Origin of the sequence: Paraburkholderia sp. RAU2J (genome assembly GCF_003634845.1) — a bacterium.
Lineage (GTDB): Bacteria > Pseudomonadota > Gammaproteobacteria > Burkholderiales > Burkholderiaceae > Paraburkholderia > Paraburkholderia fynbosensis.
Genome location: NZ_RBXG01000001.1, coordinates 2,794,975 through 2,820,911 on the forward strand (window position 1 = coordinate 2,794,975; position 25,937 = coordinate 2,820,911).

20 protein-coding genes, 1 tRNA gene and 3 pseudogenes are annotated in these 25,937 nt (G+C 61.3%); 18 read left to right on the forward strand and 6 right to left on the reverse strand.

The genetic code is table 11. The annotated features are described in order from the left end of the window. Window positions 1-19: 19 nt before the first annotated feature. From tilS to B0G69_RS12780, 3 genes are all read left to right on the forward strand, one after another. Window positions 20-1,471, forward strand: a complete 1,452-nt coding sequence (gene tilS / locus B0G69_RS12770) for a tRNA lysidine(34) synthetase TilS (protein ID WP_121317450.1) — start codon at window positions 20-22, stop codon at window positions 1,469-1,471. Between the two features lie 384 nt (window positions 1,472-1,855). Continuing rightward, on the forward strand, window positions 1,856-3,106 hold the full coding sequence (locus B0G69_RS12775) for an aspartate kinase (RefSeq protein ID WP_121317452.1): 1,251 nt from the start codon (window positions 1,856-1,858) through the stop codon (window positions 3,104-3,106). A 181-nt stretch (window positions 3,107-3,287) separates the two neighbouring features. After that, window positions 3,288-3,381: transfer RNA gene (locus B0G69_RS12780), tRNA-Ser, on the forward strand. A 419-nt stretch (window positions 3,382-3,800) separates the two neighbouring features. On the opposite strand, the gene B0G69_RS12785 is transcribed toward B0G69_RS12780, so the two are convergent. Continuing rightward, window positions 3,801-4,793, reverse strand: a complete 993-nt coding sequence (locus B0G69_RS12785) for a LysR substrate-binding domain-containing protein (RefSeq protein ID WP_241991310.1) — start codon at window positions 4,791-4,793, stop codon at window positions 3,801-3,803. Window positions 4,794-4,894: 101 nt separating this feature from the next. On the opposite strand from B0G69_RS12785, the gene metC reads away from it, so the two are divergent. The 7 genes and pseudogenes from metC (at window position 4,895) to B0G69_RS12820 (ending at window position 12,623) form a co-directional block, all read left to right on the forward strand. Next, window positions 4,895-6,058, forward strand: coding sequence for a cystathionine beta-lyase (gene metC, locus B0G69_RS12790; RefSeq protein WP_121319350.1), 1,164 nt, complete (start codon window positions 4,895-4,897; stop codon window positions 6,056-6,058). A gap of 39 nt (window positions 6,059-6,097) precedes the next feature. Then, window positions 6,098-6,937 (forward strand): ABC transporter substrate-binding protein, encoded by an 840-nt coding sequence (locus B0G69_RS12795; RefSeq protein ID WP_121317454.1) that lies wholly within the window; start codon window positions 6,098-6,100, stop codon window positions 6,935-6,937. Window positions 6,938-6,939: 2 nt separating this feature from the next. Then, the gene (locus B0G69_RS12800) at window positions 6,940-7,590 is read left to right on the forward strand and encodes an amino acid ABC transporter permease (RefSeq protein WP_121317456.1); all 651 of its coding nucleotides are present in this window, start codon (window positions 6,940-6,942) and stop codon (window positions 7,588-7,590) included. Further along, window positions 7,587-8,357, forward strand: coding sequence for an amino acid ABC transporter ATP-binding protein (locus tag B0G69_RS12805; protein WP_121317458.1), 771 nt, complete (start codon window positions 7,587-7,589; stop codon window positions 8,355-8,357). The genes B0G69_RS12800 and B0G69_RS12805 overlap by 4 nt, the downstream gene beginning before the upstream one ends. A 26-nt stretch (window positions 8,358-8,383) precedes the next feature. Next, window positions 8,384-8,880, forward strand: a pseudogene (locus tag B0G69_RS12810) (putative Na+/H+ antiporter); the annotation flags it as partial. 1,234 nt (window positions 8,881-10,114) lie between these two features. Next, the gene (locus tag B0G69_RS12815) at window positions 10,115-11,767 is read left to right on the forward strand and encodes a penicillin-binding protein 2 (RefSeq protein WP_241991311.1); all 1,653 of its coding nucleotides are present in this window, start codon (window positions 10,115-10,117) and stop codon (window positions 11,765-11,767) included. Between the two features lie 253 nt (window positions 11,768-12,020). Further along, entirely contained in the window at window positions 12,021-12,623 is a 603-nt protein-coding gene (locus B0G69_RS12820) for an SCO family protein (RefSeq protein ID WP_121317460.1), read from the forward strand. A 255-nt stretch (window positions 12,624-12,878) separates the two neighbouring features. Here B0G69_RS12820 and B0G69_RS12825 read toward each other — a convergent pair. Beyond that, a pseudogene (locus tag B0G69_RS12825) lies at window positions 12,879-13,283 on the reverse strand (cation diffusion facilitator family transporter); the annotation flags it as partial. Between the two features lie 663 nt (window positions 13,284-13,946). Here B0G69_RS12825 and B0G69_RS12830 point away from each other — a divergent pair. Continuing rightward, window positions 13,947-14,222: a metalloregulator ArsR/SmtB family transcription factor gene (locus tag B0G69_RS12830; RefSeq protein WP_241991312.1), complete on the forward strand. Its 276-nt coding sequence runs from the start codon at window positions 13,947-13,949 to the stop codon at window positions 14,220-14,222. A 271-nt stretch (window positions 14,223-14,493) separates the two neighbouring features. Here the strand turns inward: B0G69_RS12830 and B0G69_RS41380 are convergent, their stop codons facing one another. From B0G69_RS41380 to B0G69_RS12845, 3 genes are all read right to left on the reverse strand, one after another. Then, entirely contained in the window at window positions 14,494-14,835 is a 342-nt protein-coding gene (locus B0G69_RS41380; protein WP_199731194.1) for a hypothetical protein, read from the reverse strand. 113 nt (window positions 14,836-14,948) lie between these two features. Further along, window positions 14,949-16,139 carry a zinc metallochaperone GTPase ZigA gene (gene zigA / locus B0G69_RS12840; protein ID WP_121317464.1) on the reverse strand — a complete coding sequence of 397 codons (1,191 nt, stop codon included), beginning with the start codon at window positions 16,137-16,139 and terminating at the stop codon, window positions 14,949-14,951. 103 nt (window positions 16,140-16,242) lie between these two features. Further along, a complete protein-coding gene (locus B0G69_RS12845) occupies window positions 16,243-17,250 on the reverse strand; it encodes a GTP-binding protein (RefSeq protein WP_121317466.1) in 1,008 nt (335 codons plus the stop codon). A 382-nt stretch (window positions 17,251-17,632) separates the two neighbouring features. Here B0G69_RS12845 and B0G69_RS12850 point away from each other — a divergent pair, with 382 nt between their 5' ends. From B0G69_RS12850 to B0G69_RS12860, 3 genes and pseudogenes are all read left to right on the forward strand, one after another. Next, window positions 17,633-18,205, forward strand: a complete 573-nt coding sequence (locus B0G69_RS12850; protein ID WP_241991313.1) for a zinc ABC transporter substrate-binding protein — start codon at window positions 17,633-17,635, stop codon at window positions 18,203-18,205. Further along, window positions 18,178-18,270 (forward strand): annotated as a pseudogene (locus B0G69_RS41795) (ABC transporter ATP-binding protein); the annotation flags it as partial. The gene B0G69_RS12850 and the pseudogene B0G69_RS41795, both read left to right, overlap by 28 nt. A gap of 370 nt (window positions 18,271-18,640) precedes the next feature. After that, window positions 18,641-18,988, forward strand: a complete 348-nt coding sequence (locus tag B0G69_RS12860; protein ID WP_121317468.1) for a hypothetical protein — start codon at window positions 18,641-18,643, stop codon at window positions 18,986-18,988. A gap of 203 nt (window positions 18,989-19,191) precedes the next feature. On the opposite strand, the gene fabI is transcribed toward B0G69_RS12860, so the two are convergent. Further along, window positions 19,192-19,983, reverse strand: coding sequence for an enoyl-ACP reductase FabI (gene fabI, locus B0G69_RS12865; protein ID WP_121317470.1), 792 nt, complete (start codon window positions 19,981-19,983; stop codon window positions 19,192-19,194). Window positions 19,984-20,108: 125 nt separating this feature from the next. Here fabI and B0G69_RS12870 point away from each other — a divergent pair, with 125 nt between their 5' ends. The 4 genes from B0G69_RS12870 to B0G69_RS12885 all read left to right on the forward strand — a co-directional run bounded on the left by B0G69_RS12870 (window position 20,109) and on the right by B0G69_RS12885 (window position 25,921). Then, window positions 20,109-22,100 (forward strand): extracellular solute-binding protein, encoded by a 1,992-nt coding sequence (locus tag B0G69_RS12870; RefSeq protein WP_121317472.1) that lies wholly within the window; start codon window positions 20,109-20,111, stop codon window positions 22,098-22,100. Window positions 22,101-22,161: 61 nt separating this feature from the next. Further along, window positions 22,162-23,199 carry an ABC transporter permease subunit gene (locus tag B0G69_RS12875; protein ID WP_121317474.1) on the forward strand — a complete coding sequence of 346 codons (1,038 nt, stop codon included), beginning with the start codon at window positions 22,162-22,164 and terminating at the stop codon, window positions 23,197-23,199. Further along, the gene (locus tag B0G69_RS12880; protein ID WP_121317476.1) at window positions 23,199-24,305 is read left to right on the forward strand and encodes an ABC transporter permease; all 1,107 of its coding nucleotides are present in this window, start codon (window positions 23,199-23,201) and stop codon (window positions 24,303-24,305) included. Before B0G69_RS12875 ends, B0G69_RS12880 begins: the two co-directional genes overlap by 1 nt. Next, window positions 24,302-25,921: a dipeptide ABC transporter ATP-binding protein gene (locus B0G69_RS12885; protein WP_121317478.1), complete on the forward strand. Its 1,620-nt coding sequence runs from the start codon at window positions 24,302-24,304 to the stop codon at window positions 25,919-25,921. The genes B0G69_RS12880 and B0G69_RS12885 overlap by 4 nt, the downstream gene beginning before the upstream one ends. The last annotated feature ends 16 nt before the right edge of the window (window positions 25,922-25,937 follow it).

Sequence of the window (25,937 nt, forward strand, 5' to 3'; positions counted from 1 at the left end):
CGCTTCGTGCGCTAACGACGTGACTCCCATCGCCGCTTCGCCTGCCGACCGCCTCGTGATCGAGGCGGTCGGCTTGGCGCTGTCGGCGCTTCCTGGCAGTGCGCGCATTGCGGTAGCGTTCAGCGGCGGTGTCGATTCGAGCGTGCTGCTCGATGCCGCGGTGCGCGTCGCGGGCGCGTCGCGTTGTGTCGCGCTGCATGTGCATCACGGGCTGAGTCCTCACGCCGACGCGTGGCTCGCGCATTGCCAGGCGTTTGCGCAGGAACGCGGCGTCGAATTCGACGCGCTGCGCGTCGAGGTGCCGCGTGCTGGCGGCGTGAGCGTCGAGGCGGCAGCGCGTGATGCGCGTTATCGCGCGCTGGATGCGATGTGCGCGGCGCGCGGCATTCACACGCTCTGGCTCGCGCAACACGCCGACGACCAGGCAGAAACCGTCCTGCTGCAATTGCTGCGTGGCGCGGGTCTCGCGGGTCTTGCGGCGATGGCGCCCGAGTTCAGTGCGGCCGGCGCGTGCGCGGCGCGTGTGAGGCCGTTGCTCCATGTGTTGCGCGCGCAGCTCGAGCACTATGCGAGCGCGCGTGCCTTGCACTGGATCGACGACGAGTCGAATGCGGACACCCGCTACGCGCGCAATGCGCTGCGTCACGAGGTGACGCCGGCGCTGGCGGTCCATTTTCCCGGTTTTCGCGACGCGCTGGCACGCACGGCCGCTCATGCGGCGTCGGCGCAGCGCTTGCTCGATGCGCTCGCGCGCATCGACATGGATGCGGTATCCGCCGACGAAGGACGCGCGCTGTCGCACGATGCGCTGCTCGCACTCGACGACGATCGCGCGCTCAATCTCATGCGTTACTGGATGCGCACGTTGGGTCTCACTGCGGCATCGAGTGCTCGTCTGAGCGATGCGTTGCGCCAACTGCGTGAAGTGGGCGCGGCGGGCGACGGGCATCGTCTGCGTGTCGATCATGCGGGCCAGGCGTTGCGCAGCTATCGCGGCCTCGTGTATTGGGAAGCGGGCGACAGCAGTGAAGCCGCCGATGAGACCGCGCTCGCCGCGCGCGAGATCAGCGAACTCGCGTGGCAGGGCGAATCGATCTGGCGTTTGCCGCAATGGCGGGGCACGTTTGTGTTTGCGCTCGAGGAGCAGGGTGCGGCAGAGGCAGGCTCTGACGCCACCGACACGATCCCTTGCGACGTCCTGCGACGCGCCTCGTTGAGCGCGCGCTCGCGCAGCGGCGGCGAACGAATGCGCACGAGCGACGCGGCCGGCGCACCGAGCCGAACGCTGAAGAACCTGTTCCAGGAACGCGGCGTCCCTGCATGGAAGCGCGACGTGCCGTTGCTCTATATCGGTGACGAACTGCTGTTCGTGCCTTTGCTCGGCGTGAATCGCGCAGCGTTGCCGGCCTCGGCCGACGCCGACGGAACACGCATCAGGATCATCTGGCGCGAAGACCTGCTGATCGCCTGACCGGCCGGTCGGGCTGCGCTGAGAAGCGAGCGACAAATCGGGAAATAGGGCGCAAATCCGCACGAAACAAGCCTTTGCGGCGCTGATTCCGCGGCTTTCGATGGCCGCTGCGGCTTGTCTTTTTACGCTCAATCGGGTACGTTTACCCGCTTGCCCGACCCGATTTCGCCGTCGCTTTTGTCGCTATCGCCGGTTGCGAGCGTGATCCGTCGTTTCCCGTTAAGTCACTAGCGATCATTCCCGGGCAAACCCGCGCGTGTTGCACGCGCGCTGCATTTACGCCGCCACACACTTTGCCGTCGTTCACAAGACGTTGCGCTCCTGTGCTTTTGTGCGGTCGTCTCCAGCGCGCCAGCGCGGTTTCTCTTCCAGTTCAGAACGACAATGGCACTCATCGTACATAAATATGGCGGCACCTCGATGGGCTCGGTCGAGCGCATCAAGAACGTCGCCAAGCGCGTCGCGAAATGGCATAAGGCCGGCCACAAGATGGTCGTCGTGCCGTCGGCGATGTCCGGCGAAACCAACCGCTTACTCGGTCTCGCGAAAGAAATCACGGCTCAACCGAGCGCGCGCGAACTCGATATGATCGCCGCCACGGGCGAACAGGCCAGTTCGGGTCTGCTCGCCATCGCGTTGCAGGACGCCGGCGTCGACGCTGTCAGCTACGCAGGCTGGCAAGTGCCGATCAGAACGGACAGCGCGTTCACGAAAGCGCGCATCAGCGAAATCGACGGCGAGCGCGTGTTGCGCGACCTCGACGCAGGCAAGGTGGTGGTGATCACCGGCTTCCAGGGCATCGACCCGGACGGCCACATCACGACGCTCGGCCGCGGCGGCTCGGACACGTCGGCGGTCGCGGTGGCGGCCGCGCTGAAAGCCGATGAGTGTCTGATTTATACCGACGTCGACGGCGTGTACACGACCGACCCGCGGGTGGTCGAAGAAGCGCGCCGGCTCGATCGCGTGACGTTCGAAGAAATGCTGGAAATGGCCAGCCTGGGTTCGAAGGTGCTGCAGATCCGTTCGGTGGAATTCGCCGGCAAGTATCAGGTGAAGACGCGCGTGCTGTCGAGCCTGACCGATCCGCTGATGCCGCTCGACGCTGAAATGAAGTCGGGCACCCTGATTACTTTTGAAGAAGACGAGACCATGGAAAAAGCAGTCATCTCGGGCATCGCATTCCAGCGCGACGAAGCTCGTATCGCCGTGATGGGCGTGCCCGACAAGCCGGGCATCGCCTATCAGATTCTCGGCCCGGTGGCGGACGCGAATATCGACGTCGACATGATCATCCAGAACCAGAGCGTCGAAGGCAAAACGGCGTTCACGTTCACGGTCGGCCGTGGCGATTATCAGCGCGCGATGGAGATCCTCACGGGCCAGGTGCAGGGTCATGTGCAAGCCGAAAAGGTGCTCGGGGATCCGAAGGTGTCGAAGGTATCGGTGGTCGGCGTCGGTATGCGTTCGCATGTCGGCATCGCGAGCACGATGTTCCGCACGCTGTCGGAAGAGGGCATCAACATCCAGATGATCTCGACCTCCGAAATCAAGATTTCGGTGCTGATCGACGAGAAGTACATGGAGCTCGCGGTGCGCGCGCTGCATAAGGCGTTTGATCTGGATCAGGCGTAAATGATTTGAATAACGGGGCGCAACGAAGCGCCCCGTTTGCTTTTGCGCGACCAATGCGAACAAATTGCGCCGGCAATGACAAACCTGGCACAAAAAGTGTTCTTCAGACGTTGACCTTCGACGTTCGGCCCGCTATCATCTTGGCTTCGTCGCACTGACTCCCTGTGCGACAGAAAGTTTGGGAGACGTGGCCGAGAGGTCGAAGGCACTCCCCTGCTAAGGGAGCATCTGGGCCAAAACCTGGATCGAGGGTTCGAATCCCTCCGTCTCCGCCAGCAATGGCGGCAAACCCCGCAGAGTTTAGGCTCTGCGGGGTTTTGTTTTTTCAGCCCATCATCAGGCCATCACGCGGCAAAGACTGAATTCCTTCGATCTTGCCTGATCGCGCCATGTCATGAAAGCGCGGTGCCGGATGCTACCGCCCATGCTGCCCGCAGCGCCTCCTTTGCCGGAAGTGACGCGATTCCTGCTGCCTCAAATACTCCCAGAAATTTATAACGCAATTCAGCGGGGAAACTGTCGAAGTCCACGTCAAGCTGCCGAGCGGTCCTCTGATCGAGTATCTGGTTTTTCTGTCGCGCGTTGGCCCAGGCCGCATGTCCGACCGCGCCATAGTAATACGGACAGTCAGGACAGGAGTCGGGCTGTGGCTCAGATGCCTGTTCGGCTTGACTATAGCCTTCGGGCGGTACTATTAAACTCGCTGCGGAGCTCGCCCCCCTGCCGGACGGCGACTACGCTTGGGAACGGCAGCTTCGTCCCCCACTGTCGCCACAGCGCTGAGCGCCAGTTTCAGCGCCTTCTGGTCACGTTCAAGCTGCATTCTCATGTGCCGCATGAACTGCCTCGCGGTCTCGGTGTGTGGGGTGCCGGGGCGAAACACGAGCACTCCCGTGAACATTACCTCGACGTCAATCGGCTTCACCACGAGCCCCCGCTCTGCGAAGTCCAACGTCACGAGCGGATGAGCGATTCCTATACCGACTCCCGCGAGCGCCAGTTCGCATACCGTGTGCGAATACGGCGTTTCGACGACCGTCTTGAGGCGGATTTCGCGCGCCGTGAGCTGCGTGTCCAGGCGCAGCCTGGTGCTGTCTTCGGGATTCAGCGCGATGAAGGGAAATTCAGGCAGATCGGCGACGGCGATGAAAGGACGCGCGGCTAAAGGGTGATGCTGATTTATCACTGCTACAGCCGGCATACGCACGAATACCGAGTGCTCCAGGCCGGCCATCGACATTTCGTCGGACATCAGGCCGAAATCCACCTGGCCTGCCGAGACCTTCTCATGCACTTCGCGCGAGCTCATCACCTGTAGCGAAATTTGCACGTCTCTGGACGGCGCATCGAACGCCGCGATGACGCGAGGCAGAAAGCCTGTGCCCAGCGCCGGCAGACAGGCGATCGTCAGCCGCCCCAGCCCGTAAGACCGCAAACTGCGGATTCGATGTTCGATGACCTCGAAGCCGCGGAAATACTGGTCCACCTCTCGCATCAGGGCGACGGCTTCCTGAGTCGGAACGAGCCGGCTGCGCAAGCGCTCGAACAGCCTGAAGTCAGCCATGGTTTCCAGACGCCTGATGGCCTGGCTCACAGCCGGTTGCGAAATGCCGAGCAGGGCCGCCGCTTTGCTCGTGCTTCCCGCGTTCATGACCGCTCTGAACACCTCGATGTCGCGGATCCTCATAACCAGAACTTATTGACCTAATTATTTCCGATGTTGATGGAATCTCGGGCGAAAGTAAACTGCGCTCATCGATTCATCACCAGGCAATCACAGAGAGCATGATGACAAGTCATACCCAGAAAGCGCCGCAGCCATTCCGCAGCCTCTCGCCCGCTGTCATGCGGGCATCCACGGTCGTATTCGATTCTCTGGCCGAATTTACGCGCCGCAAGGAGCGGCAACCGGACGGTTATAGCTATGGCATCACGGGGACGCCGACGGCTCGCCAGTTGGAGCATCGCATTGCCGAACTCGAAGGGGGCGCGCATTGCGTGGTGACGCCCTCCGGTCAGTCCGCGTTGATGACGACCGTCATGAGTTTCGTGCGCGGCGGCGATCACCTGCTCGTGTCCGCTGCCTGCTACGGCGCGCTAAAAACGTTCGCACATAACTGGCTTGCGCACTTCAACGTCGAGGTCGAGCTGTATTCGCCGGCGATCGGAGCCGAGATCGAGAAGTGCATCAAGACTAATACCCGCATGATCTGCATGGAGTCGCCGGGCACGGTGACGATGGAGATGCCCGACATCCCGGCAATCGTCGAAGTCGCGAAACGTCACGGCGTGATGACGATGATGGACAACACATGGGGGAGTCCGCTCGCTTTTAGACCGCTCGAACACGGTGTGGACTTCAGCATCGAAGCCGCGACGAAATTCTTCGGCGGCCATTCGGATCTGCTGGTGGGCTGCATCAGCATGAACGACGCGGGTTACTACGCGGCTGTGCGCGAGACGCAGAGCATTCTCGGTCAGCAGACGAGCCCGGACGACTGCTTCCTGGTGATGCGTGGTCTGGAAACGCTGAAGGTCCGGTTTGCCGCCCAGAGCGCCGCGACGCTGCAAATCGCGAGGGAACTCGAACATCACCCGGAAGTGAGCAAGGTGCTGTTCCCGGCGCTCCAGTCCGATCCCGGCTACGCGATCTGGAAGCGGGACTTTTCGAGCAGCGGCTGTCTGTTTTCCCTGATTCTCCCGCCCGCGCCGGAAGCCGCGTTCAACGCATTCTTCGATGCACTCCAGCACTTCGCCATCGGCGCTAGCTGGGGAGGCGTGCATAGCCTCGCTGCCTACTATCCGGCTCCTTTGCAGGCCGAGCGCGCGTTCCCGCTTACCGACCAGCCTATCGTGCGTCTCTCGATCGGGCTCGAAGATCCGGCGATGCTACTTGCAGACCTGAATGCCGGTCTCGACGCGTTCAAACGAACTCGCGCAGTCGCTACGTAATATTTTTTCATTCAACTTATCCGGATTAGTGAGGACGACATGAGAACAATCAATGGACGGAGACGCGCTATCACGCTAATGAGTTTCGTGGCGCTTTGCGTGGCATTCAGCTCGCCCGCGACTGTGCACGCAGCAGACCTGCTCGCGCAGGCGAGGGCAAACGGCACGCTGCGTGTGGCCAATACCCAGAGCAGTCCTCCGTGGAGCATGCTGGACGAAAACAATAAGCCGGTCGGCTATGACGTCGCAATTGCAAAAGAAGTCGGCAAGCGCATTGGCGTGCCGAACGTCGTGTTCATTGCAGATTCATTCAAGAACTTCGTGGAAGGGTTGAAGACGGGCAAGTACGACCTCGTGATGAACGATCTCACACCTACGCCTGAACGCGAACAACAGGTTGATTTCGGCGATCCATACGGCGTGGAGGATTTCCGTATTTTCGTACCTGTCGGCAACACGGATATTAAGGGCAAGGACTCGCTTAAGGGCAAGCGGGTCGGCGTGGCCACCGGCTCCAGCAACGAATCATGGGCCCGGGCGCATCTGAAGGACTCCGATATCCGTTCATACGACAACGGGGGATTTATCTTCAACGATCTCGGCAGTGGGCGTATCGACGCGGTGATTATTTCTCACTTCGGCGGCATGAAGTACGCCAACGTCAACCACTTGCCCGTTAAGGAAGTGGGTGACCCGCTGATCTATCAGCTATCGGCACCGGCTATGGTGAAAGGCCAACCGGCTCTGCGCGCGGCGGTCAACAAGGCGATCGCGGAGATGATGGCCGATGGGACGATTCAGGCCATTGCGAAGAAGTGGGTCGGGCACGACTACGATATGGTCGGCATGATTGCTAAAGCCAAGGCGCAGAAGGAATAGCCATGATCGAACTTTTCATCCGCTCGCTGCCGCTGTTGAAGAGCGCGGTGCTGATGACACTCTTCCTCGGGCTATCGTCGTTCGTGCTGGGTTCGACGCTGGGGTTGCTCGTCGCGCTGGCCCGTCTCTCAAGCATCGGCGTATTGCGCGCGTTCGCGTTCGCATACGTATCCATCTTTCGTGGTACGCCGCTGCTTGTGCAGATACTGCTCATCTATTTCGGATTGCCCCATTACGGTGTGACACTTGACCCGGTTCCTGCAGCGCTGCTCGCGCTGACGCTGTTCTCGGCCGCGTATCTGAGCGAGAACTTCCGTTCCGGCATCAACGCGGTGGACAAGGGCCAGTGGGAAGCCGCGATGTCGCTGGGCATGGGTTACTGGAAAGCCATGTCGCGGGTGATCCTTCCTCAGGGTCTGCGTATCGCGATCCCGCCCGTTGGCAGCCGCATGATCGCGCTGATCAAGGACACGTCGCTCGCCTCGACCATCACTGTGGTGGAGTTGACCCGCGTGGCCGACCAGGTCGGCGCATCCACCTTCCGCTACATGGAAATGTTCCTGACGGTCGGTATCATCTACTGGGGCATCAATCAGATTCTCACGATAGTTCAGACAGTCCTCGAGAATCGCTTGTCGAGGCGTTATATATGAATACGGATAGCAGGACAATCGAAGTTCGTGGACTTTCGAAGGCCTTCGGCGACAACCAGGTGTTGCGCGGCGTCGACTTCAGCGTATCGAAAGGCGAAGTTGTCGTGGTGATGGGGCCGTCGGGATCGGGCAAGACCACGCTGCTGCGCTCACTGAATTTCCTCGAGATGCCGGATGCCGGCACGGTGACCGTGTGCGGTATCGATGTCGAATGCACTGGTTTATCGAAACTGTCGGGTGACCAGCAGAAGAAGATCCGCGCGATCCGTCAGCGCACGGCCATGGTGTTCCAGTCGTTCAATCTCTTTCCGCACAGGACAGCGCTGGAAAACGTGATGGAAGGTCCGGTCAGCGTCAGGGGTGTTCCTCGCGCGCAAGCATCGGAGCGCGCAATGCGCCTGCTGACGCAGGTTGGGCTCGCCGCGAAAGCCAACGAGTATCCCGGACGGCTGTCCGGCGGTCAGAAGCAGCGCGTAGCGATCGCGCGTGCGCTCGCGATGGATCCGGAAGTCATATTGTTCGACGAGCCCACCTCCGCTCTCGATCCAGCGCTGCGAGAGGATGTCCTGACCGTAATGCGCGATGTCGCCAAACTCGGCATGACGATGCTGATCGTCACGCACGAAGTGCGGTTTGCGCGAGATGTTGCGGATCGGGTCGTTTTCATGGACGGCGGAGTGGTTGCTGAAGACACGACACCGCAAGCCTTCTTTGGTGAGGGCATCAGTCCACGCGTAAGGCAGTTCCTTCATCTGATCGAGACCTGAGCGTTGAGTACGCCGAGATAAATCGTTTTCTGATATTCGTCGTTCTGAACGCCCATCACGCGATCCTGTTTGTCGCGGCCTTTCTGTTTTTCCTGGGCTTTAGGCAGGCGTATGAACGGTTTCAGACGCCGCTCCTGCTGCGGGAAAGCCTGCTTGTTGCATTCTTCCTGAGCCGGCTGGTTGTGTTGGGTGGCCTGCAGCAATGGTGGCTTCAGCCGATTGTGCGCTCCATGGACGCGCAGGTGCTTTATGTTGGGGCGACTGGCCTGACAGCGATCATGGATAACGCAGCGACCACCTATCTCGGCTCGTTGATAGAGGGGTTATCTCATGAAGCAAGATATCTGCTGGTCGCAGGCGCGGGACCGGGGAAGGGCTAACGGTTATCGCCAATGCACCCAATCCGGCCGGGCTCGCCCTTGTTCGCCAGGGATTTTCTGACGAATGCGTCAGTGCCCTCTGGCTGCTGGCCAGCGCTATTCTTCCGACCGCTACCGCGCGCGTAGCATTCGTCTTGCTGTAGACGCGTTGCCAATCGCGCTGACGCGCTCGGACAAGCACGACTGCCGGCAAACTCGTTCAAAGCGTCGAGTGCAACGGCAGGCAGCGTGCGCTCTACGGGTGTCGCTCTCTAGGCCCGAGTGAAAAGGAGATGACGTGTTTCTTCCATACGCCACAGGAAGCCGTGACAGGAATCCACACATACTTTTGTCGAAGCTTGGCTACCGCAAGCATATTTACCGTCGCATCGAGTGCGGACCGCTGCCCGGATTCCTGCGCACCTCTCGCCGGCAATACTTTCGCGTGTAACGCATTGCCTGCCGAGACGATGATTGAATCGTAGCGTGGCTCGGTTCGAACCCATTGGTCGAACGCCGCGATGCAATTGACTACGGACTCACGGACATGGATGCGTCTGAGAAAAGCGTAGTCGGCTAGTGGTGCGGGTTTCGGTTGGGCGTGAGCCAGGTGATAGGTCCAGCAACATACGAGGAGAAAAAAAAGACTAGTGATAACCTTCATTCGGTAGCAAGCCCGCCGCGGGCACTTATCCATAGGGCAACAGGCTATGAGTATACACGCAGCCTTAAACCGACTTTCTGCACGCTTTGCCCGAAGCGGGGATGCCCAGGACAATTGCGCAGCCGCGCTGCGAGTCGGGACGGCCGGAGCGCAGCGACACTCGCATCACCGTCGGGCAAGAAGGAACTGGATACTTGCCGCAGCATGTGGATGCGTCATGCTCGTGTCGTGTTCACGAACGCATGGTGTGTTTGAAGGTGCGCCCGCATACTCGGGCGTGACGGAGCAGGACGTGTCATCCGTAGTCGAATGCATCGCCGATCGATGGAAGCGCAGCACGCGCGAATTGCACCGTTCGCGCTCCGGGGAGAGTGTGCGATTGCAGGGGGAGACTTTCTTTCACGGTGTACCCGTTGGCGTAACGGTGGCTCGCGCGATGGGACGTACACGCGTGCAGTTTTTCCAGGCGCGGTTGACAGATCACATCTACATGTCGTTTGTGAAAGGCTGTCTGCGGTAGAGATCTGGCGCAGAAAGTCTCGTGCTAGTATTTCAGGGATCCCCAGGCTCCGGCGCGCCCTTGTACTGCGTTTGTCGGCGCTCGTTCTCGTGAAGGTGGCGAAGGTCACCTCCTCTGAAATCACTCGATGCGTTTTCGCTCAAGACCCGTTAATTTTTCTCCATTTTCAACCAGACCACATGCGCTGCCGCGTTGGCGTTCTCGCGCCCTGGGAGTGGCTTTCTCATTCGGCTTTCTCGTCCTTGCCGCGCGAGCATTGTGGGTACAGGGAGTCAAGGACGGGTTTTATCAGAAGCAGGGGGAACTGCGACAGGTGCGGGAGTTCAGCATTCATGCGATGCGTGGACGCATTCTCGATCGCGACGGGCGAGCGCTGGCGCTTAGCCTTCCGACGCGCACGTTATGGATGGATGCGGACGGCGCGGACACGGCCTCATCGGACCAGGCATCTGCATTGGGCAAGTTGCTTGACATCGACACGCGCTCGATCGACGCCATCGCGGCGTCCCACAAACCATTCGTCTACCTCAAACGGCAGGTGCCCCTTGATGTTGCGAAGCGGGCAATGCTTCTCGATGTGCCTGGTGTGTATGCCCAACCGGATTACCGTCGTTACTATCCGGAAGGCAGTATCGTGGCGCATGTCACGGGTTTCGCCGGCGTCGACGGGACGGGTCTGGAAGGCATTGAAAAAGTCGATAATCGCCTCCTGACCGGTCGCAATGGCAGTCGCCGCGTGCTACGGAACGCCAGAGGGCAGGTTATCGAAACGCTTGCGTTGCAACCTGCCGTTGCTGGCGAGGACGTGCAGCTCACCATTGATCAGCCGATCCAGTATGCAACGTTCAAGGCGCTGCGTGACGCCGTTGAGCGCACCGATGCGCATTCAGGCTCGGCGATCGTTCTGGATGCACATAGTGGCGAGATTCTCGCCATGGCAAACTGGCCGAGTTTCGATCCGAATGCGCGCCGCGGCAGAGCGGGCGAGGCTGTCCGCAACCACGCTGTCACCGATGTGTTCGAGCCGGGCTCGGTCATGAAACCCCTGACGATCGCACTGGCGTTGCAACGCAATAAGGTATCGCCTCGCTCCGTGGTACCGACCAATGGTGGAAAGCTGCGGCTCGACGGGGCCGTGATTCACGACGACAAGAACTTCGGCACTCTGACGGTCAGCGGCGTCGTGCAGAAGTCAAGCAACGTAGGCACGACAAAAATCGCGCTGCTGATGAAGCCGCACGACATGTGGAACAATTTTCATGCTGTCGGCCTGGGCCGGGCGCCGCGCGCGGGGTTGCCGGGTGCGGCAACCGGCACATTGCGCCCTTACCAGAACTGGCGGCGCATCGAGCAGGCAACGATGTCGTACGGCTACGGTCTGTCCGCATCGCTGCTGCAACTCGCGCAGATGTACACGGTGTTCGGCAATGAAGGTGTGTTTGTACCCGCTACGATTCATCCGCGACAGGGTATGCCTGTGCATCGTCGACGCATTTATTCGCCACGCGTCGCGGCGGAGGTGCTCACCATGCTTGAGTCCGTGGTGTCCCGGGACGGTACAGCACCACAGGCAGCCGTACCGGACTATACGGCCGCAGGCAAGACCGGAACCGCATATCGTTGGACCGCGCGCGGCTACGACCGCAGTCAGTATCGGGCGTCGTTTGTTGGGATTGTCCCGGCACAGCATCCGAGGGTTATCATCGCGGTTTCGATCGACCGGCCCCACGTGGGCTCGCATTTCGGCGGAGCAGTCGCAGGACCAGCCTTCTCGGATATCGCGGCGAAGACCATGAATCTTCTGGGCGTGACACCTGATGACCCTGGCGCACAATTTGTGCAGGACAAGCCAAGGCCGGTCACTTAGACGATAGAGAGGTACTACGTTTTTCGCAGAGCGTAATTTCGAATGAGGCTCCACTGTCGGATGGGAATGCAGGGCAGTGCATGTGAAACGGCATGCTCTCGCGCGAACCGTCGCCGCTCCTCACTGCTTGGCAAGAGATTGGCCCAAGTTGTGAAGCGGATAAGGCACTACGCGGGCAGGCGAATGAAAGCTCTCCGCAATAGACTGTGCTTCCCAAGCTTGATCTTTTGCGACGGCAATGCCGAACCTATCCATGCCCCGATTCTTTCATCGCTGTGTGCGTTTCGCTGTCGGCGCGACGCTCGCCGTTTCACTCGCCGCCTGCCACCACGAAGAGCCGTGGAAGCTCACGGACGTCCAGGGACACTTGCCCGATCTGGATTTCGAGCTGACCTCAGACACCGGAAAGCAGATTAGCCAGGCGAACCTGGCAGGTGATGTCACACTCGTCTACTTCGGCTACACGCATTGCCCCGACGTATGCCCGCAGACACTGGCCAAACTGGCCCAGGTGACGCATCAACTGGGCGGCGCCGCACAGCATGTGAAGATTCTGTTCGTGAGCGTCGACCCCGCGCGGGACACGCCCGCAGTGATGCATGCGTATGTCGACGCGTTCGACGCACAGCATGACGTCGGCCTGACCGGTTCCGATAGCGCGATCAAGGCGCTTGCGCAACGCTATCGCGTCGCGTACCAGGCTGACAAGCCCCGCGCGAATGGTGGATACGAGGTAACCCATAGCTCGGCGATCTACATATTCGATGCGAAAGGGCATGCACGCCTGATCGGCGCGGACGACGATCCGGCCGACGCATTCGCGCACGATCTGCGTCAATTGGCCGATGAGACCTGACGACAGGCGCTCGCGACGGCGCTGAAGAGGCCGCGAACGAGCCCGCGCACCCACGGTGTATTCAACAGATGGAGTCGGACGTACGTCGGAGAGTCCGGCCAGATTCGCCCGGAGGAGCGCTTGTTGTCGCCACCCGAAGTTCCGCGCATACCACCGCGTTCAACTGGTCAATAACCGGCGACGACCAGAATCCCTATGCACGCTCAACGCAAGGTTTCCTCGCATACAAGTGTGTGGCGCCAGTAGCATCGTGGATCACGCCACCGCTTGAGCAGGCTGGACCTCGACCGTGACATGGGACAATCCCTTAAAGCGCTGGAGCACCGCATGATAGAAACGTGAATCCCGCTGTGACTCGCTGGTCGCGACCGATACGACCGCGCTCATGTGGCCAGGGCCCACCCGCCATACATGCAGGTCGAGCACCTTGTCGCCACGGTCCTCGATGGCATGGCGAACGTTCTCCGCCATGTGCCGGTCCGGATTTATGTCGAGCAGGATTGCACCGGTGTCACGCATCAACCCGTACGACCATTTTGCAATCACCAGTGCGCCGACGACGCCCGCGAGCGGGTCCATCCAAAGCCAACCGAACGTGCGCGCAAGTACGAGGCCAATGATTGCCGGCACGGAGACCGCGGCGTCAGCCATGACGTGGAGTGAACGACGGCGAATTGAAAGAATTTGACTGCATTAGACCCGGCTTCGCCTTTCGGGCAGTGGCCTTTATGGATGGATTTTGTTTGCGCGAGGACGGCACGTGCGAGCGAATCCACGATACGCGATAGGGCGTCATCGTCCACCGGGACGCGCCAGGCACGCGATCATTGCGATTGGCTCGTGCCGCGTTGGCGTCGGGTCACCAGGAGGAAGCAGGCATACGTTTTCCCAACGTGATCGGCTGCTTTTGGCCGGACACAGCATCATAAGAATATGCGCCGCGTGCTTCAGATGCTGCGAGCGAGACCGCGCGAACCCGTCGCGGCCGTTCGACCTGGCTCCGATCGAAGGGCTATCGTGAACGTGCAGCAGCCATTGCTCGGTTGCGGATAGCTAATCGCCCAATTCGACCCTTCGTACACGGCCTTTTCGTCGCGCCTGGGTCCCGGCCATTCGACGTCGGTCGAACTGGGCAAAGCTTCGTGGCAAAGCGATTCGTGACATCGGTGCCGGCCACGTTAATGTGTCGAGTCCCATCGGTCGACGTCGATATCCCGATGGCCCCTGGGAGGAGACGGGCAATCGCGGTAATTCCGTGCATGCGGCGGCGCGTCATCTATTGGCGACGTGACTCTTTGGAATGCAAAACTGCAGGCGTCCGAGTTGATCGACGACCAGGTCGCGGACCTGGTAGAGATGTTTCGGCAGATGGGCGATCCGACCCGCCTCAAAATAATTGCAGCATGCCTTCGCGTGCCGATGCGCGTTTCCGACATCGCGGCAAAATTTGGTCTGGCGCAAACGCTCGTCAGCCGTCACCTGCGGCTTTTGCGAACAGTCCGGGTGCTGCGCGCCGACCGGTGCGGAAAACAGATTTTCTGTGTAGCAACTGACGAGCACGTAAAGCGTGTCATCAGCGACATGGCTGAACACGTGTGAGCGTCCGCCGTCCGCATTTGATGAGCCACCGAAGGAGGAATGACGCGTCTTGCAGCTGACCTGCAAGGCAAGCCCGATGTTTTCCGGCTATCGAACCCACCGCGCCGGTTAATTAAAGCATAGACGCGTTCACTTCATCGGCGGTATGTCATCATCTAGACGGACCCAAAGGGCGTTGACTTCGGCGTGCGTAAGCAGGATCGCTTTGAAATCTGGCGGGATTAACCGTTGCCCATTGTGGGCACGCCGCGAAGCCCACGTCATGCGTTCTCTACCACATGAGTCGAGGAGCACCGCTATGAGCACCTGCAACGAACCGCATCATGCCCATCATGACCATCAGCATGGTCCGAACTGCGGACACACTGCGATCAGGCATGGCGATCACACTGACTATCTGCACGATGGCCACCTGCACCATCCCCATGGCGATCACGTGGACGAACACCGGCTGGAGGTGAGCGCAAAAAATCCGGATCAATGTACTTCCGACTGCGGCGGTCATGAGTCGGGACATGTCCACGGGCCGGCATGCGGCCACGAAGCGGTACCGCATGGCGATCACGTCGACTACCTGGTCAACGGCCACCTGCACCATCCGCACGGCGATCATTGCGACGACCACGGCCCGGTTGAGCTCGCCTGAGTGCCCGGCGCCAGGCAGGCGAAGTACCTCAATGCGATTGAGGATGCATGGTGCCAGGTTACTGCCTGGGTGGACACACCTTACTGCGTCCACTCAGGGAACGGGTCGGTAAATTTGTGCCACGCGACTTCATCACGGGCCAGTTCGTCCTCGCTTAGCAGGCAGGCATCAAAGGAGGCGCGCAAGGCTGCCTCGTCCATTCCGGTGCCGATCAGGACCAGCTCCTGTTGACGATCCCCGAAACGCTCATGCCAGCGGCTTCGGATGATCGCCTGTGCTTCGGGCTCCTGCGGCCAGGCGTGCCTGGGCACAGCCGCCCACCAGGTCCCGGCCCGTCCGTGACGCGAGATCGCGCCGGCTTGCGACCATTCGCCGACCGCATGGTTGCGCGAGGCCAGCCAGAAGTACCCCTTCGAGCGTACGACGCCCGGCCACTCGCTCTGAATCCAGTCGAAGAAACGCTGCGGATGAAACGGACGGCGCGCGCGGTAGACGAAGCTGGTGATGCCATATTGTTCGCTTTCGGGAATGTGTTCGCCGCGCATCTCCTTGAGCCACCCAGGCGCTTGCGCAGCGGCTTCGAAGTCGAACAGGCCGGTATCGAGAACCTGCCCGATCGGCACCTGGCCAAAGCGGCTTTCGACGATCTTCGCGCGGGCGTTCAGCACCCGCAGCACGCCTTTGAGCAACGCCAACTCGCTTGCGCTCACAAGGTCCGTCTTGTTCAGCACGATCACGTCGCAGAACTCGATCTGCTCGGTCAGCAGATCGACCACGGTGCGGCGGTCTTCCGCGCCCATCGTTTCGCCGCGATCCGCCAGGAAGTCGTGGGAACCGTAGTCGCGCACAAAGTTATAGGCGTCGACGACCGTCACCATCGTATCCAGGCGAGAGATATCCGAGAGGCTGTGACCTTGCTCGTCGCGGAACGTAAAGGTTTCCGCCACCGGCAAGGGCTCGGATATGCCCGTGGATTCGATCAGCAGATAGTCGAAGCGCTTCTCCCGCGCGAGCCGCTGGATCTCGATCAGCAGGTCCTCGCGCAATGTGCAGCAAATGCAACCGTTGCTCATTTCGACGAGCTTTTCGTCGATGTGCGAGAGCTGGCTGCCGCCGTCACGAATCAGTTGAGCGTCGATGTTGACTTCCGACATATCGTTCACGATTACGGCCACCCGCTTGCCTTCGCGGTTATTCAGGACGTGGTTCAGGAGCGAGGTCTTGCCCGCGCCGAGAAAGCCGGACAGTACGGTGACGGGGAGCTTGTGCATGGGAAAAGTGGAGCCTCAAACATGGTGAAGAAGATCGCATGAATCGACACGGCCAGCCTGCTGGCCGAGGCGGGCGCGCGGCAAGCAGGCGCGATCCTTCGTGTCAGTTCTGCAGGACTTCGCCAACCATACAGTTGTCGAGGCCCGCCTTGAAAAGATCATGTGGCAACTGTTTGCCGATGAAAACAATTCGGGTTTCGCGCGTTTCATTCGCGCCCCAGGACTTACCGATATCCGCGCCAAAAATCATATGTACGCCCTGGAACACTGCGCGACGGTCGACACCCGCCAGGTTCAGCACGCCCTTGTAGCGCAGCATCGCGGCACCATAGATCGCAACCGTGGCGCTGAAGAACGCCTCGAGCTTGTCCCGATCCAGAGGCGCAGTAGAGCGGTAGACGAAGGACGTCACATCGTCGTCATGCTCGTGCGAAACGTCTTCAAGGAAATCGGGCTCGATGTCGACAATGGCATCCAGACTGAAGCTGCGGATGTCGAGCAGTTGCTTCAGGTCCGTCTCGCCAAAATGTGCCGGCCTGATCGTCGCGCGCGGGTTCATCTGCCGCAACCGGCGCATCAGTTGCTGCGCCTGCTCTTCGTCAACCAGGTCCACCTTGGATACGAGGATACGGTCCGCGAATCCGACCTGCTCCTGTGCTTCGTGATGTTCGTCGAGTTGCTCGCCGCCATGCCGCGCGTCGACCACCGTCACGATGGCATCGAGCACGTATTTCTCCTGCACGACATCGTCAACAAAGAACGTTTGCGCGACGGGCGCCGGATCGGCAAGTCCCGTTGTCTCGATGATGACCCGCTCGAACGCGAGTTCCCCTGTCTCCCGTCGCGCAGCGAGCGTCGAAAGAATACGCACCAGGTCGCCACGCACCGTACAACAGATACAGCCGTTGTTCATTTCGACAATCTGCTCGTTACCGTCCTGTACCAGCAATTCGTTGTCGATGCCCGCTTCGCCGAACTCGTTTTCGATGACCGCAACGCGTCCGCCGTGATGCTCGGTCAGGATGCGGTTGAGCAAGGTCGTTTTTCCGGCGCCGAGAAAGCCGGTCAGGATGGTCGTCGGGATACGCTGGAAGTCGGTTGCATCTTGCATTGCATTCTCCTGTGAGCGGCACGCGCTCAAGCATGTTCGCCCGTCGAGGTGCCCGGGCGCTGAGCAAATGGTTACGGTGGAGATGCCCCCCATGCGGTGACAGCCCACGTCGCTGATGCCACGGTCCGGGACGGCCAGTCTGTCCACCGGGAACGCTGCACACCATATTTGTTATGTTATAACGTATCTAACCCTATCGGAGTGTTATTTTCGTACCAGGAACGCCGATGAAAAAAATCGCCGCCATGCTTTGCAACTCCGTTCGGCACCGCGCCTCCCGGAGTGCAGGACAGCCAGACCGGTTTGTTTGGCGCGCCGCACTAACGCCCATCGGTAGCCTTTCGGCGGCATTGATCCTGCTTGCCCTGCATCCGGGAAGCGCATGGCGGCATCGGCAGCGGCTGGCGTAATCAACGCCATCGGTGTCGAAAACGAGTACGCCGACGTCATCGCCCAGATCGGCGGCAAGTACGTTCAGGTGAGCGCGATCGAAACGGATCCCAACACGGATCGACACACCTTCGAGGTCAACCCGAAGGTGGCAGCGCAGATTGCTTCCGCCGATCTGATCGTCAAGAACGGCGTGGGATACGACGCCTGGGCCGACAAGATCATCGCAGCCGCGCCCGACAGCAAACGCAAGGTCATCGACGCCCAACACCTGCTCGGCCTGCCCGACAGCACGCCGAACCCGCACCTCTGGTACGACCCGAAAGCCATGCCGGCGGTTGCGAAAGCAGTGGCGGCAGACCTTTCCACATTGAACCCCGCGCAGGCAGCCTACTTTCAAGCCAACGTGAAGAAGTTCGACGCATCACTCAAGCCCTGGCTGACTGCAATTGCATCGTTCAAGGCGCACTACTCGAAAACGCCTGTCGCGCTGACGGAGCCGGTCGGTAACTACATGCTCGAAGCGGTCCGCACCACGCAGCGAGCGGGGCGACGGACGAAGTAGTGCGTACCGAGGTCCTGAGCAGACTGTACGGCTATCACATCGATGTCGTCCGCGTGCACGGCCGCGCGCTGGCGGCAAACCCCGGAGAGTCCAGGCTCCGCGGGGTTTTGTTTTCTCGGCTCGTAGTTCGGTGTGAATGCGCGTCGGGCACTTGCTAAACGCTGGCGAAACAACGATGCCTGTTTGCCTATGTCCGTGTTCGCGACGATGAATTCACGGCGACTGCATCGCGCGCATCAAGCACACTTGAACGCCACGCGTACTTCGATTGCAACCCCGCATCGATTTAACCCGAACGCGCTCGCATGTAACCAGACGTTACGTAGCAGTCGATACTGCGATGTTGTGCATCAGTTATTACAAACGTGAAATACGCGGAACGCTACCTTGCGTTATATTTCCGCCCACAGAACACATTCTTCCAAAGGGTGATCAATGAAGTCCGCTCGCTTAGTTCCGCTTCTGCTCGGGGTTTTGACGTTGGGTGCATCGGGTGCGGCAATGGCCTCGGGGCTCAACGTCGGGGTCAATATCGGCATTCCCGCGCCGGTCTACGTTGCGCCGGCGCCGGTCTACGCACCGCCTCCGCCGCCTCCGCCGCCCGTCGTGTATCAGCCGGCACCGGTGTACTACGGCGGCCCGTCGATCGTTATCGGCTGGCATGGCGACCGCTACTGGGACGGCCGCCGCTACTGGGCGCGCGATGACTGGTATCGCCATCATCCTCCGGGCCATAGCGACTATGGCCACCGTCACTACGACAATCATCGCGGCTGGCACTAAGCTGTCGAGTGCGATCAGGTTGGCGTCGTCGATTCAGAAAAAAACCGCCTAGCAGGGCGGTTTTTTATGTCTGGCACGCATGCGCGCCTGGCTCGCGAATAGCGCAACCGTGACGCGAGCCACGCCCGCGTGTTGCAGCCTGTTCATACGGCCTATTCATCATGCCGTGACATTCATCGCGAGACCGCGGACGCCTTCAACATTCACTCGGTCGCCGCAGCCATACCGCCCACCACCGCATTGAAGCCGCTATCGACGTGCACGATTTCCGCGGTTACGCCGGCCGCCAGATCCGACAGCAGGAACGCCGCGGTATTGCCGACCTGTTCGATCGTTACGTTGCGTCTGAGCGGCGCATTCTGCTCGACGAAGTCGAGAATCTTGCCGAAGCCCTTGATGCCGCTCGCGGCCAGCGTCCTGATCGGTCCCGCGGAAATACCGTTCACGCGCACGCCCTGCGCGCCGAGCGACACCGCCAGATAACGCACGCTCGCTTCGAGCGAAGCCTTGGCGAGTCCCATCGTGTTGTAGTTCGGAATCGCGCGTTCGGCGCCGAGATAGCTTAGCGTCAGCAGCGACGCGTCCGGCGTGAACATCGACTGCGCGGCTCTCGCGAGCGCGGGGAAGCTGTATGCGGAGATATCGTGTGCGATGCGGAAATTTTCGCGCGTCATGCCATCGAGGAAATCGCCTGCAATCGCTTCGCGCGGTGCAAAGCCGATCGAGTGAACGAGCCCGTCGAGGCCGCTCCAGTGTTCCTCGAGCGCAGGGAAGAGGGCGTCGATCTGCGCGTCCTCGGCGACGTCGCAGGGAAACACGAGGTTGCTGCCGAACTCGGTGGCGAATTCGGTGATGCGCTCCTTGAAGCGCTCGCCGACGTAGGTGAAGGCCAACTCGGCGCCTTCGCACCGGCAGGCTTGCGCGATGCCGTAGGCAATAGAACGGTTCGACAGCAAGCCGGTCAGCAGGATGCGTTTGCCACTGAGGAAGCCCATGACATCTCCTGAACGTTCGGCGCGCCGCGCACGCGAAGATCGCGCGCTCGGGATGCGCGGACCGCGCGGATTAATTGGGTAGAATTCTCTCACACTGCAATTGCCCACTGATCAACAAGGCCCCTATGACAACTGGCTCGCGACGGGTTCAAACGCCTCCTGCATGTCGATGCCGCGTGATTGACGAACCCTCGCACGGACCCTCGCGTGCCGGCCTGGCAGTGGTGCGGCGTGCATGGCGTCCGGTGCGCGCCGTCGCGACAGCCTGTGTGTTTGCCATGGCTGGATTGCTCGCGGCGTCGCAGGCCCACGCGGCGCATGCGATCGCGCAATACGGCGAGCCGAAATACCCGGCCGGTTTCAAGCACTTCGACTACGTCAATCCGGATGCGCCGAAGGGCGGCACGCTGGTGCTGGCCAATCCGAGCCGTCTCACGAGTTTCGACAAGTTCAATCCGTTCACACTGCGCGGCAATACAGCGCCTGGTGTGGACCTGCTGTTCGAGAGCCTGACGGTGGGCAGCAGCGATGAAGTCGCGTCCGCCTACGGGCTGCTCGCCGACGACATCAACGTCGCGCCGGACGGCATGTCGGTGACGTTTCACATCAATCCGCGCGCGCGCTTTTCCAACGGCGATCCAGTCACCGCCGACGACGTCAAGTTCTCGCTCGACACGTTGAAGAGCCCGCAGGCCGCGCCGCAATTCGCCTCGATTTTCGGCGAGATCGAACGCGCGGTGGTGGTCGATCCGCACACGGTCCGCTTCGAATTTCGCCAGCGCAATCGCGAGTTGCCGCTGCTCGCGGGCGGCATGCCGGTGTTCTCCCGCAAGTGGGGATTGAAGCCGGACGGCAGCCGCATTCCGTTCGACCAGCTCGCATTCGAAAAGCCGATCTCCAGCGGCCCGTATCTGATCGAGCAGTACGATAACGGCCGCACCATCACCTATCGGCGCGACCCGAATTACTGGGGCGCGGATCTGCCGGTGCGCGTCGGCATGAACAACTTCGATCGTATCGTCTACAAGCTGTACTCGGATGCCACCGCGCGGCTCGAAGCGTTCAAGGCCGGCGAGTACGATGCGCTGGTTGAATACGTCGCGCGCAACTGGGTGCGGCGCGATGTCGGCAAGAAGTTCGATAGCGGCGAGCTGATCAAGCGTGAATTCCCGCAGCACAACGGTACCGGCATGCAGGGCTTCATCCTGAACACGCGGCGTCCGTTGTTCCAGGACGTGCGCGTGCGCAAGGCGCTCGATCTCGCGCTCGACTTTCAGTGGCTGAACCGGCAACTGTTCTTCAATCAATACCGGCGTATCGACAGCTTCTTCGCCAATACGGATTTGCAGGCGAAGGGCCTGCCTTCGCCGGGCGAGCTGGCCTTGCTCGAGCCGTGGCGAGCGCAACTCGACCCAACCGTCTTCGGTCCGCCGCCGAAGCAGCCGGACACCGATGCGCCGGGCTCGCTGCGCGCCAATCTGCTGCAGGCGCGCGCGCTGTTGCAGGAAGCCGGCTGGACCTATCGCGACGGCGCATTGCGCAACGCCAAAGGCGAGCCGTTCCAGTTCGAGATTCTCGACGATTCCGGCTCGGCCGCGTCGATGGAGCCGATCGTCGCGACCTTCATCCGCAATCTGCAGAAGCTCGGCATTACCGCGACGTTTCGGGTGTCGGACTACGCGGTCTATCAGAAGCGTCTGGACGCGTTCGACTTCGATGTCACTACGCTGCGCATGCCGGACGTGCAGGTGCCGGGCTCGGAGCAGATCGAACGCTTCGGCAGCAAGGCCGCCGATACCAAGGGTTCGGACAACGCGATCGGCTTGAAGTCGCCGGTGGTCGATGCCGTTCTGAACGCGCTCGTGCATGCGCAGACGCGCGAGCAACTAGTCGATGCTACGCATGCACTCGACCGGCTACTGATGCATGGCTACTATGTCGTGCCGCACTGGTACAGCGGCACGCATCGGGTGGCGTTCAAACGCGGCCTGGCATGGCCGAAAACGCTGCCGCTGTACTATGTCGCGGAAGGCTGGATCACGTCGACGTGGTGGTACGAGCAACCGCAGTCCCAGTTGCAACCCCATGCGCAGCCTCAGCCGCAACCGCATTCGTAGCGACAACCGCAGCCGCGCCAGCGCGCCCCCCACTTATCGTCTTCGCACCGGAACGCCGCCTATGTGGAGCTACATTCTCAAACGCCTGTTGCTGATGATCCCAACCTTGCTCGGCGTGCTAACGCTGACCTTCGTCGTGATCCAGTTCGTGCCGGGCGGCCCGGTCGAGCAGATGCAGCACGAACTGCGCAAGGGCGCGGAGGGCGGCGCGCCGTTCGGTCTGCGCTCGCATAGCGGCGTCGACGCGCAACAGCTCGCGCAGCTGAAGCAGCTCTACGGCTTCGACAAACCGCCGCTCGAACGCTACGTGCTGATGCTCAAGCGCTTCTCGACCTTCGACCTCGGGCAGAGCTATTTCCGCCATCAAAGCGTGTGGTCGCTGATCGTGTCGAAGTTGCCGGTGTCGATCAGCATTGGCCTATGGACCTTCTTCCTCACGTACCTGATATCGGTGCCGCTCGGCATCGCGAAGGCGGTGCGCAACGGCTCGCGCTTCGATATCGCGACGAGCCTCGTGGTGCTGATCGGCTACGCGATTCCGGGCTTCGTGCTCGGTGTGCTGCTGCTCGTGCTGTTCGGCGGCGGCACCTTCCTGCAATTGTTTCCGCTGCGCAATCTCACCTCGGACAACTGGGCGCAACTGAGTCTCGGCGGCAAGATCGTCGACTATCTGTGGCACATCACGTTGCCAATCACGGCTTCTGTGGTCGGCAGTTTCGCGGTCGTCACGATGCTGACGAAAAACGCTTTTCTCGACGAGATCCGCAAGCAATATGTGCTGACCGCGCGTGCCAAAGGCCTGTCCGAAAAGCGTGTGCTGTGGAAGCACGTGTTCCGCAATGCGCTGTTGCCGTTGATCGTCGGTTTTCCGGCGGCGTTCATTGGCGCGTTCTTCACCGGCAGTCTGCTGATCGAGACGCTCTTCTCGCTCGACGGGCTCGGGCTGCTCTCATATGAATCGGTCGTGCGGCGCGACTATCCAGTCGTGCTCGGCACGCTGTATCTGTTCACGCTGATCGGCCTCGCGACCAAGCTGATCTCCGACCTCTGCTATGTGTGGGTCGATCCCCGCATCCAATTCGAACAACTGGAACGCTGATGAATCGAGCCCGTCTTTCCGTCGACGCGGCGGCGCGCACCGAACCCGCGCGCGCGTTCGTGTCGCCGTCGCCCGCGCGCCGCGTGTGGCAGCGTTTTCGCCAGCAGCGCCTCGGCTACTGGAGTCTGATCGTGTTCGTGGTGGCGTTCGCGGCAAGCCTCGCGGGTCCGCTGTGGTCGAACGACAAGCCGCTGGTGGCGCGCTACGACGGCCACCTGTATTTCCCGATGTTCAAGACTTATGCGGAGACCACCTTCGGCGGCGATTTCCCGACTCCGGCCGATTATCTCGATCCGTATATCAAGCACCGCTTTGACGCGCCGGGCAACTTTGCGGTGTATCCGCCGAATCGCTACTACTACGACACGCTGAATTACTTCTCGAAGGCACCGAATCCTGCGCCGCCGTCGCGCGAGAACTGGCTCGGTACCGACGACCGCGGCCGCGACCTGTTCGCGCGGCTGCTCTATGGCTTCCGGGTGTCGGTGGAGTTCGGACTCGTGCTGACGCTGATCGGCACGATACTCGGCATCGCCGCGGGCGCCGTGCAAGGTTATTTCGGAGGACGTATCGATATCGTCGGGCAGCGGTTGATCGAAATCTGGAGCGCGATGCCGGAGCTTTACCTGCTGATTATCTTCTCGTCGATCTTCGAGCCGGGCTTCCTTCTGCTGATCGTGCTGCTCTCGCTGTTCGGCTGGATCGGCCTGTCCGATTACGTGCGCGCGGAATTTCTGCGCAATCGTCACCAGGACTATGTGCGTGCGGCGCGAGCGATGGGTTTGTCGAACTGGCAGATCATGTGGCGCCACGTGCTGCCCAACAGCCTGACACCGGTGATCACGTTCCTGCCGTTCCGCATGAGCGGCGCGATTCTCGCGCTGACGAGCCTCGACTTTCTCGGCCTCGGCGTGCCGTCGCCGACCCCGAGCCTCGGTGAACTGCTCGCGCAAGGCAAAGCGAATCTCGACGCGTGGTGGATTTCGCTGTCCACCTTCGGCGTGCTGGTTGCGATGCTCTTGCTGTTGACTTTCATGGGCGACGCGCTGCGCAACGCGCTCGACACCCGCATCTCCGATGCGATGCGCGCTGGAGGCAATCAATGAGGGCAACGCTTCAAAACGGCGCGCCGCCCCTGCTGGAGCTCGAGCATCTGCGCGTGAGCTTCGGCGACACCGTCGCGGTCAACGACGTCACGCTCGCGATCGAGCGCGGCGAGCGGGTCGCGCTGGTCGGCGAGTCCGGCTCGGGCAAGAGCGTGACCGCGCTGTCGATCCTGCGGCTCCTGAGCGACGCGCAGGTGAGCGGCTCGATCCGTTTCGATGGCGAGGAACTGCTTGCCAAAAGCGAACGCGAGATGCGCGGCATGCGCGGCTCGGACATCGCGATGATTTTTCAGGAGCCGATGACCGCGCTCAATCCGCTCTATACGGTCGGCGACCAGATTGCGGAGACCATCGTCGTGCATGACGGCGTGACGGCGAGCGAGGCGCGCAAGCGCGCGGTCGCGCTGCTGGGGCGCACCGGTATCGCCGAGCCGGGCAAGCGCGTGAACAGTTACCCGCATCAACTGTCGGGCGGGCAACGGCAGCGCGCAATGATTGCGATGGCGCTCGCGTGCCGTCCGCGGCTGCTGCTGGCCGACGAGCCGACCACCGCGCTCGACGTGACGATCCGCGCGCAGATCGTCGACCTGCTGCTGGAGCTGCAGCGCGACGAAGCGCAAAAGCGCGGCATGGCCGTGCTGCTGATCACACACGACCTGAATCTGGTGCGCCACTTCGCGCAGCGCATCGCGGTGATGGAGCGGGGCGTGCTGGTCGAGAGCGGGCCGGTCGAGCAAGTGTTCGAGGCGCCGCAGCATCCGTATACGCAGCGCCTGCTCGCGAGCCGGCCACAGCGCACGGTGGTGCCAGTGCTGCCGATCTCGCCCGTGCTGCTCGAGGCGCGCGAGGTCTGCGTCGACTTCAAAACGACGCTGCCGGGCTTTGCCGGCTGGTTCCGCTCGGGACGGTTTCGCGCGGTCGCTGAGGCGAACGTGTCGGTTCGGCAGGGCGAGACGCTGGGGATCGTCGGCGAATCGGGGTCCGGCAAGTCGACCCTCGCGATGGCGCTGCTCGGTCTGCAGCGCACCGCGCACGGCGCGATCGAATTCCAGGGTAGGGCGCTCGGCAGCTATCGCGGCGCCGAGCAGACCGCCTTACGGTCGAACATGCAGGTCGTGTTTCAGGACCCGTTCAGTTCGCTTTCACCGCGTCAGACGATCGAGAGGATCGTCGGCGAAGGGCTGGCGCTGCACCGGCCGCACATGACGCCGCAAGCGCGGCACGACAAGGTGATCGCGGTGCTGCGCGAAGTCGGGCTCGACCGTACGGTGCTGTACCGTTATCCGCACGAGTTTTCCGGCGGCCAGCGCCAGCGGATTGCGATTGCGCGCGCGCTGGTGCTCGAACCACGCGTGCTGATCCTCGACGAACCGACCAGCGCGCTCGACGTTTCCATTCAGCAGCAAGTGCTGAAATTGCTAGCCGGGTTGCAACAGAAGTACAACCTGGGCTTCGTTTTCATCAGCCACGATCTGGCCGTGATCGGAGCGATGGCGCACCGTGTCGCGGTGATGCAAAACGGTTCGATTGTCGAAAGCGGAGAGGTTGAGAAGATTTTTGCGACACCCGCGCATCCTTACACGCGAAAGCTGCTGAAAGCGGCGCTCGACCGTTGATTTTTCACCCTTTCAC

What these genes read in the sequence shown, in the direction of transcription:
- B0G69_RS12775 (WP_121317452.1), top strand. Translation starts at nt 1,856, where the DNA reads ATGGCACTCATCGTACATAAATATGGCGGCACCTCGATGGGCTCGGTC.
- B0G69_RS12785 (WP_241991310.1), bottom strand. Translation starts at nt 4,793, where the DNA reads ATGAGGATCCGCGACATCGAGGTGTTCAGAGCGGTCATGAACGCGGGA.
- metC (WP_121319350.1), top strand. Translation starts at nt 4,895, where the DNA reads ATGACAAGTCATACCCAGAAAGCGCCGCAGCCATTCCGCAGCCTCTCG.
- B0G69_RS12795 (WP_121317454.1), top strand. Translation starts at nt 6,098, where the DNA reads ATGAGAACAATCAATGGACGGAGACGCGCTATCACGCTAATGAGTTTC.
- B0G69_RS12800 (WP_121317456.1), top strand. Translation starts at nt 6,940, where the DNA reads ATGATCGAACTTTTCATCCGCTCGCTGCCGCTGTTGAAGAGCGCGGTG.
- B0G69_RS12805 (WP_121317458.1), top strand. Translation starts at nt 7,587, where the DNA reads ATGAATACGGATAGCAGGACAATCGAAGTTCGTGGACTTTCGAAGGCC.
- B0G69_RS12820 (WP_121317460.1), top strand. Translation starts at nt 12,021, where the DNA reads ATGCCCCGATTCTTTCATCGCTGTGTGCGTTTCGCTGTCGGCGCGACG.
- B0G69_RS41380 (WP_199731194.1), bottom strand. Translation starts at nt 14,835, where the DNA reads ATGATCGCCGTGCGGATGGTGCAGGTGGCCGTTGACCAGGTAGTCGAC.
- zigA (WP_121317464.1), bottom strand. Translation starts at nt 16,139, where the DNA reads ATGCACAAGCTCCCCGTCACCGTACTGTCCGGCTTTCTCGGCGCGGGC.
- B0G69_RS12845 (WP_121317466.1), bottom strand. Translation starts at nt 17,250, where the DNA reads ATGCAAGATGCAACCGACTTCCAGCGTATCCCGACGACCATCCTGACC.
- B0G69_RS12850 (WP_241991313.1), top strand. Translation starts at nt 17,633, where the DNA reads ATGGCGGCATCGGCAGCGGCTGGCGTAATCAACGCCATCGGTGTCGAA.
- B0G69_RS12860 (WP_121317468.1), top strand. Translation starts at nt 18,641, where the DNA reads ATGAAGTCCGCTCGCTTAGTTCCGCTTCTGCTCGGGGTTTTGACGTTG.
- fabI (WP_121317470.1), bottom strand. Translation starts at nt 19,983, where the DNA reads ATGGGCTTCCTCAGTGGCAAACGCATCCTGCTGACCGGCTTGCTGTCG.
- B0G69_RS12870 (WP_121317472.1), top strand. Translation starts at nt 20,109, where the DNA reads ATGACAACTGGCTCGCGACGGGTTCAAACGCCTCCTGCATGTCGATGC.
- B0G69_RS12875 (WP_121317474.1), top strand. Translation starts at nt 22,162, where the DNA reads ATGTGGAGCTACATTCTCAAACGCCTGTTGCTGATGATCCCAACCTTG.
- B0G69_RS12880 (WP_121317476.1), top strand. Translation starts at nt 23,199, where the DNA reads ATGAATCGAGCCCGTCTTTCCGTCGACGCGGCGGCGCGCACCGAACCC.
- B0G69_RS12885 (WP_121317478.1), top strand. Translation starts at nt 24,302, where the DNA reads ATGAGGGCAACGCTTCAAAACGGCGCGCCGCCCCTGCTGGAGCTCGAG.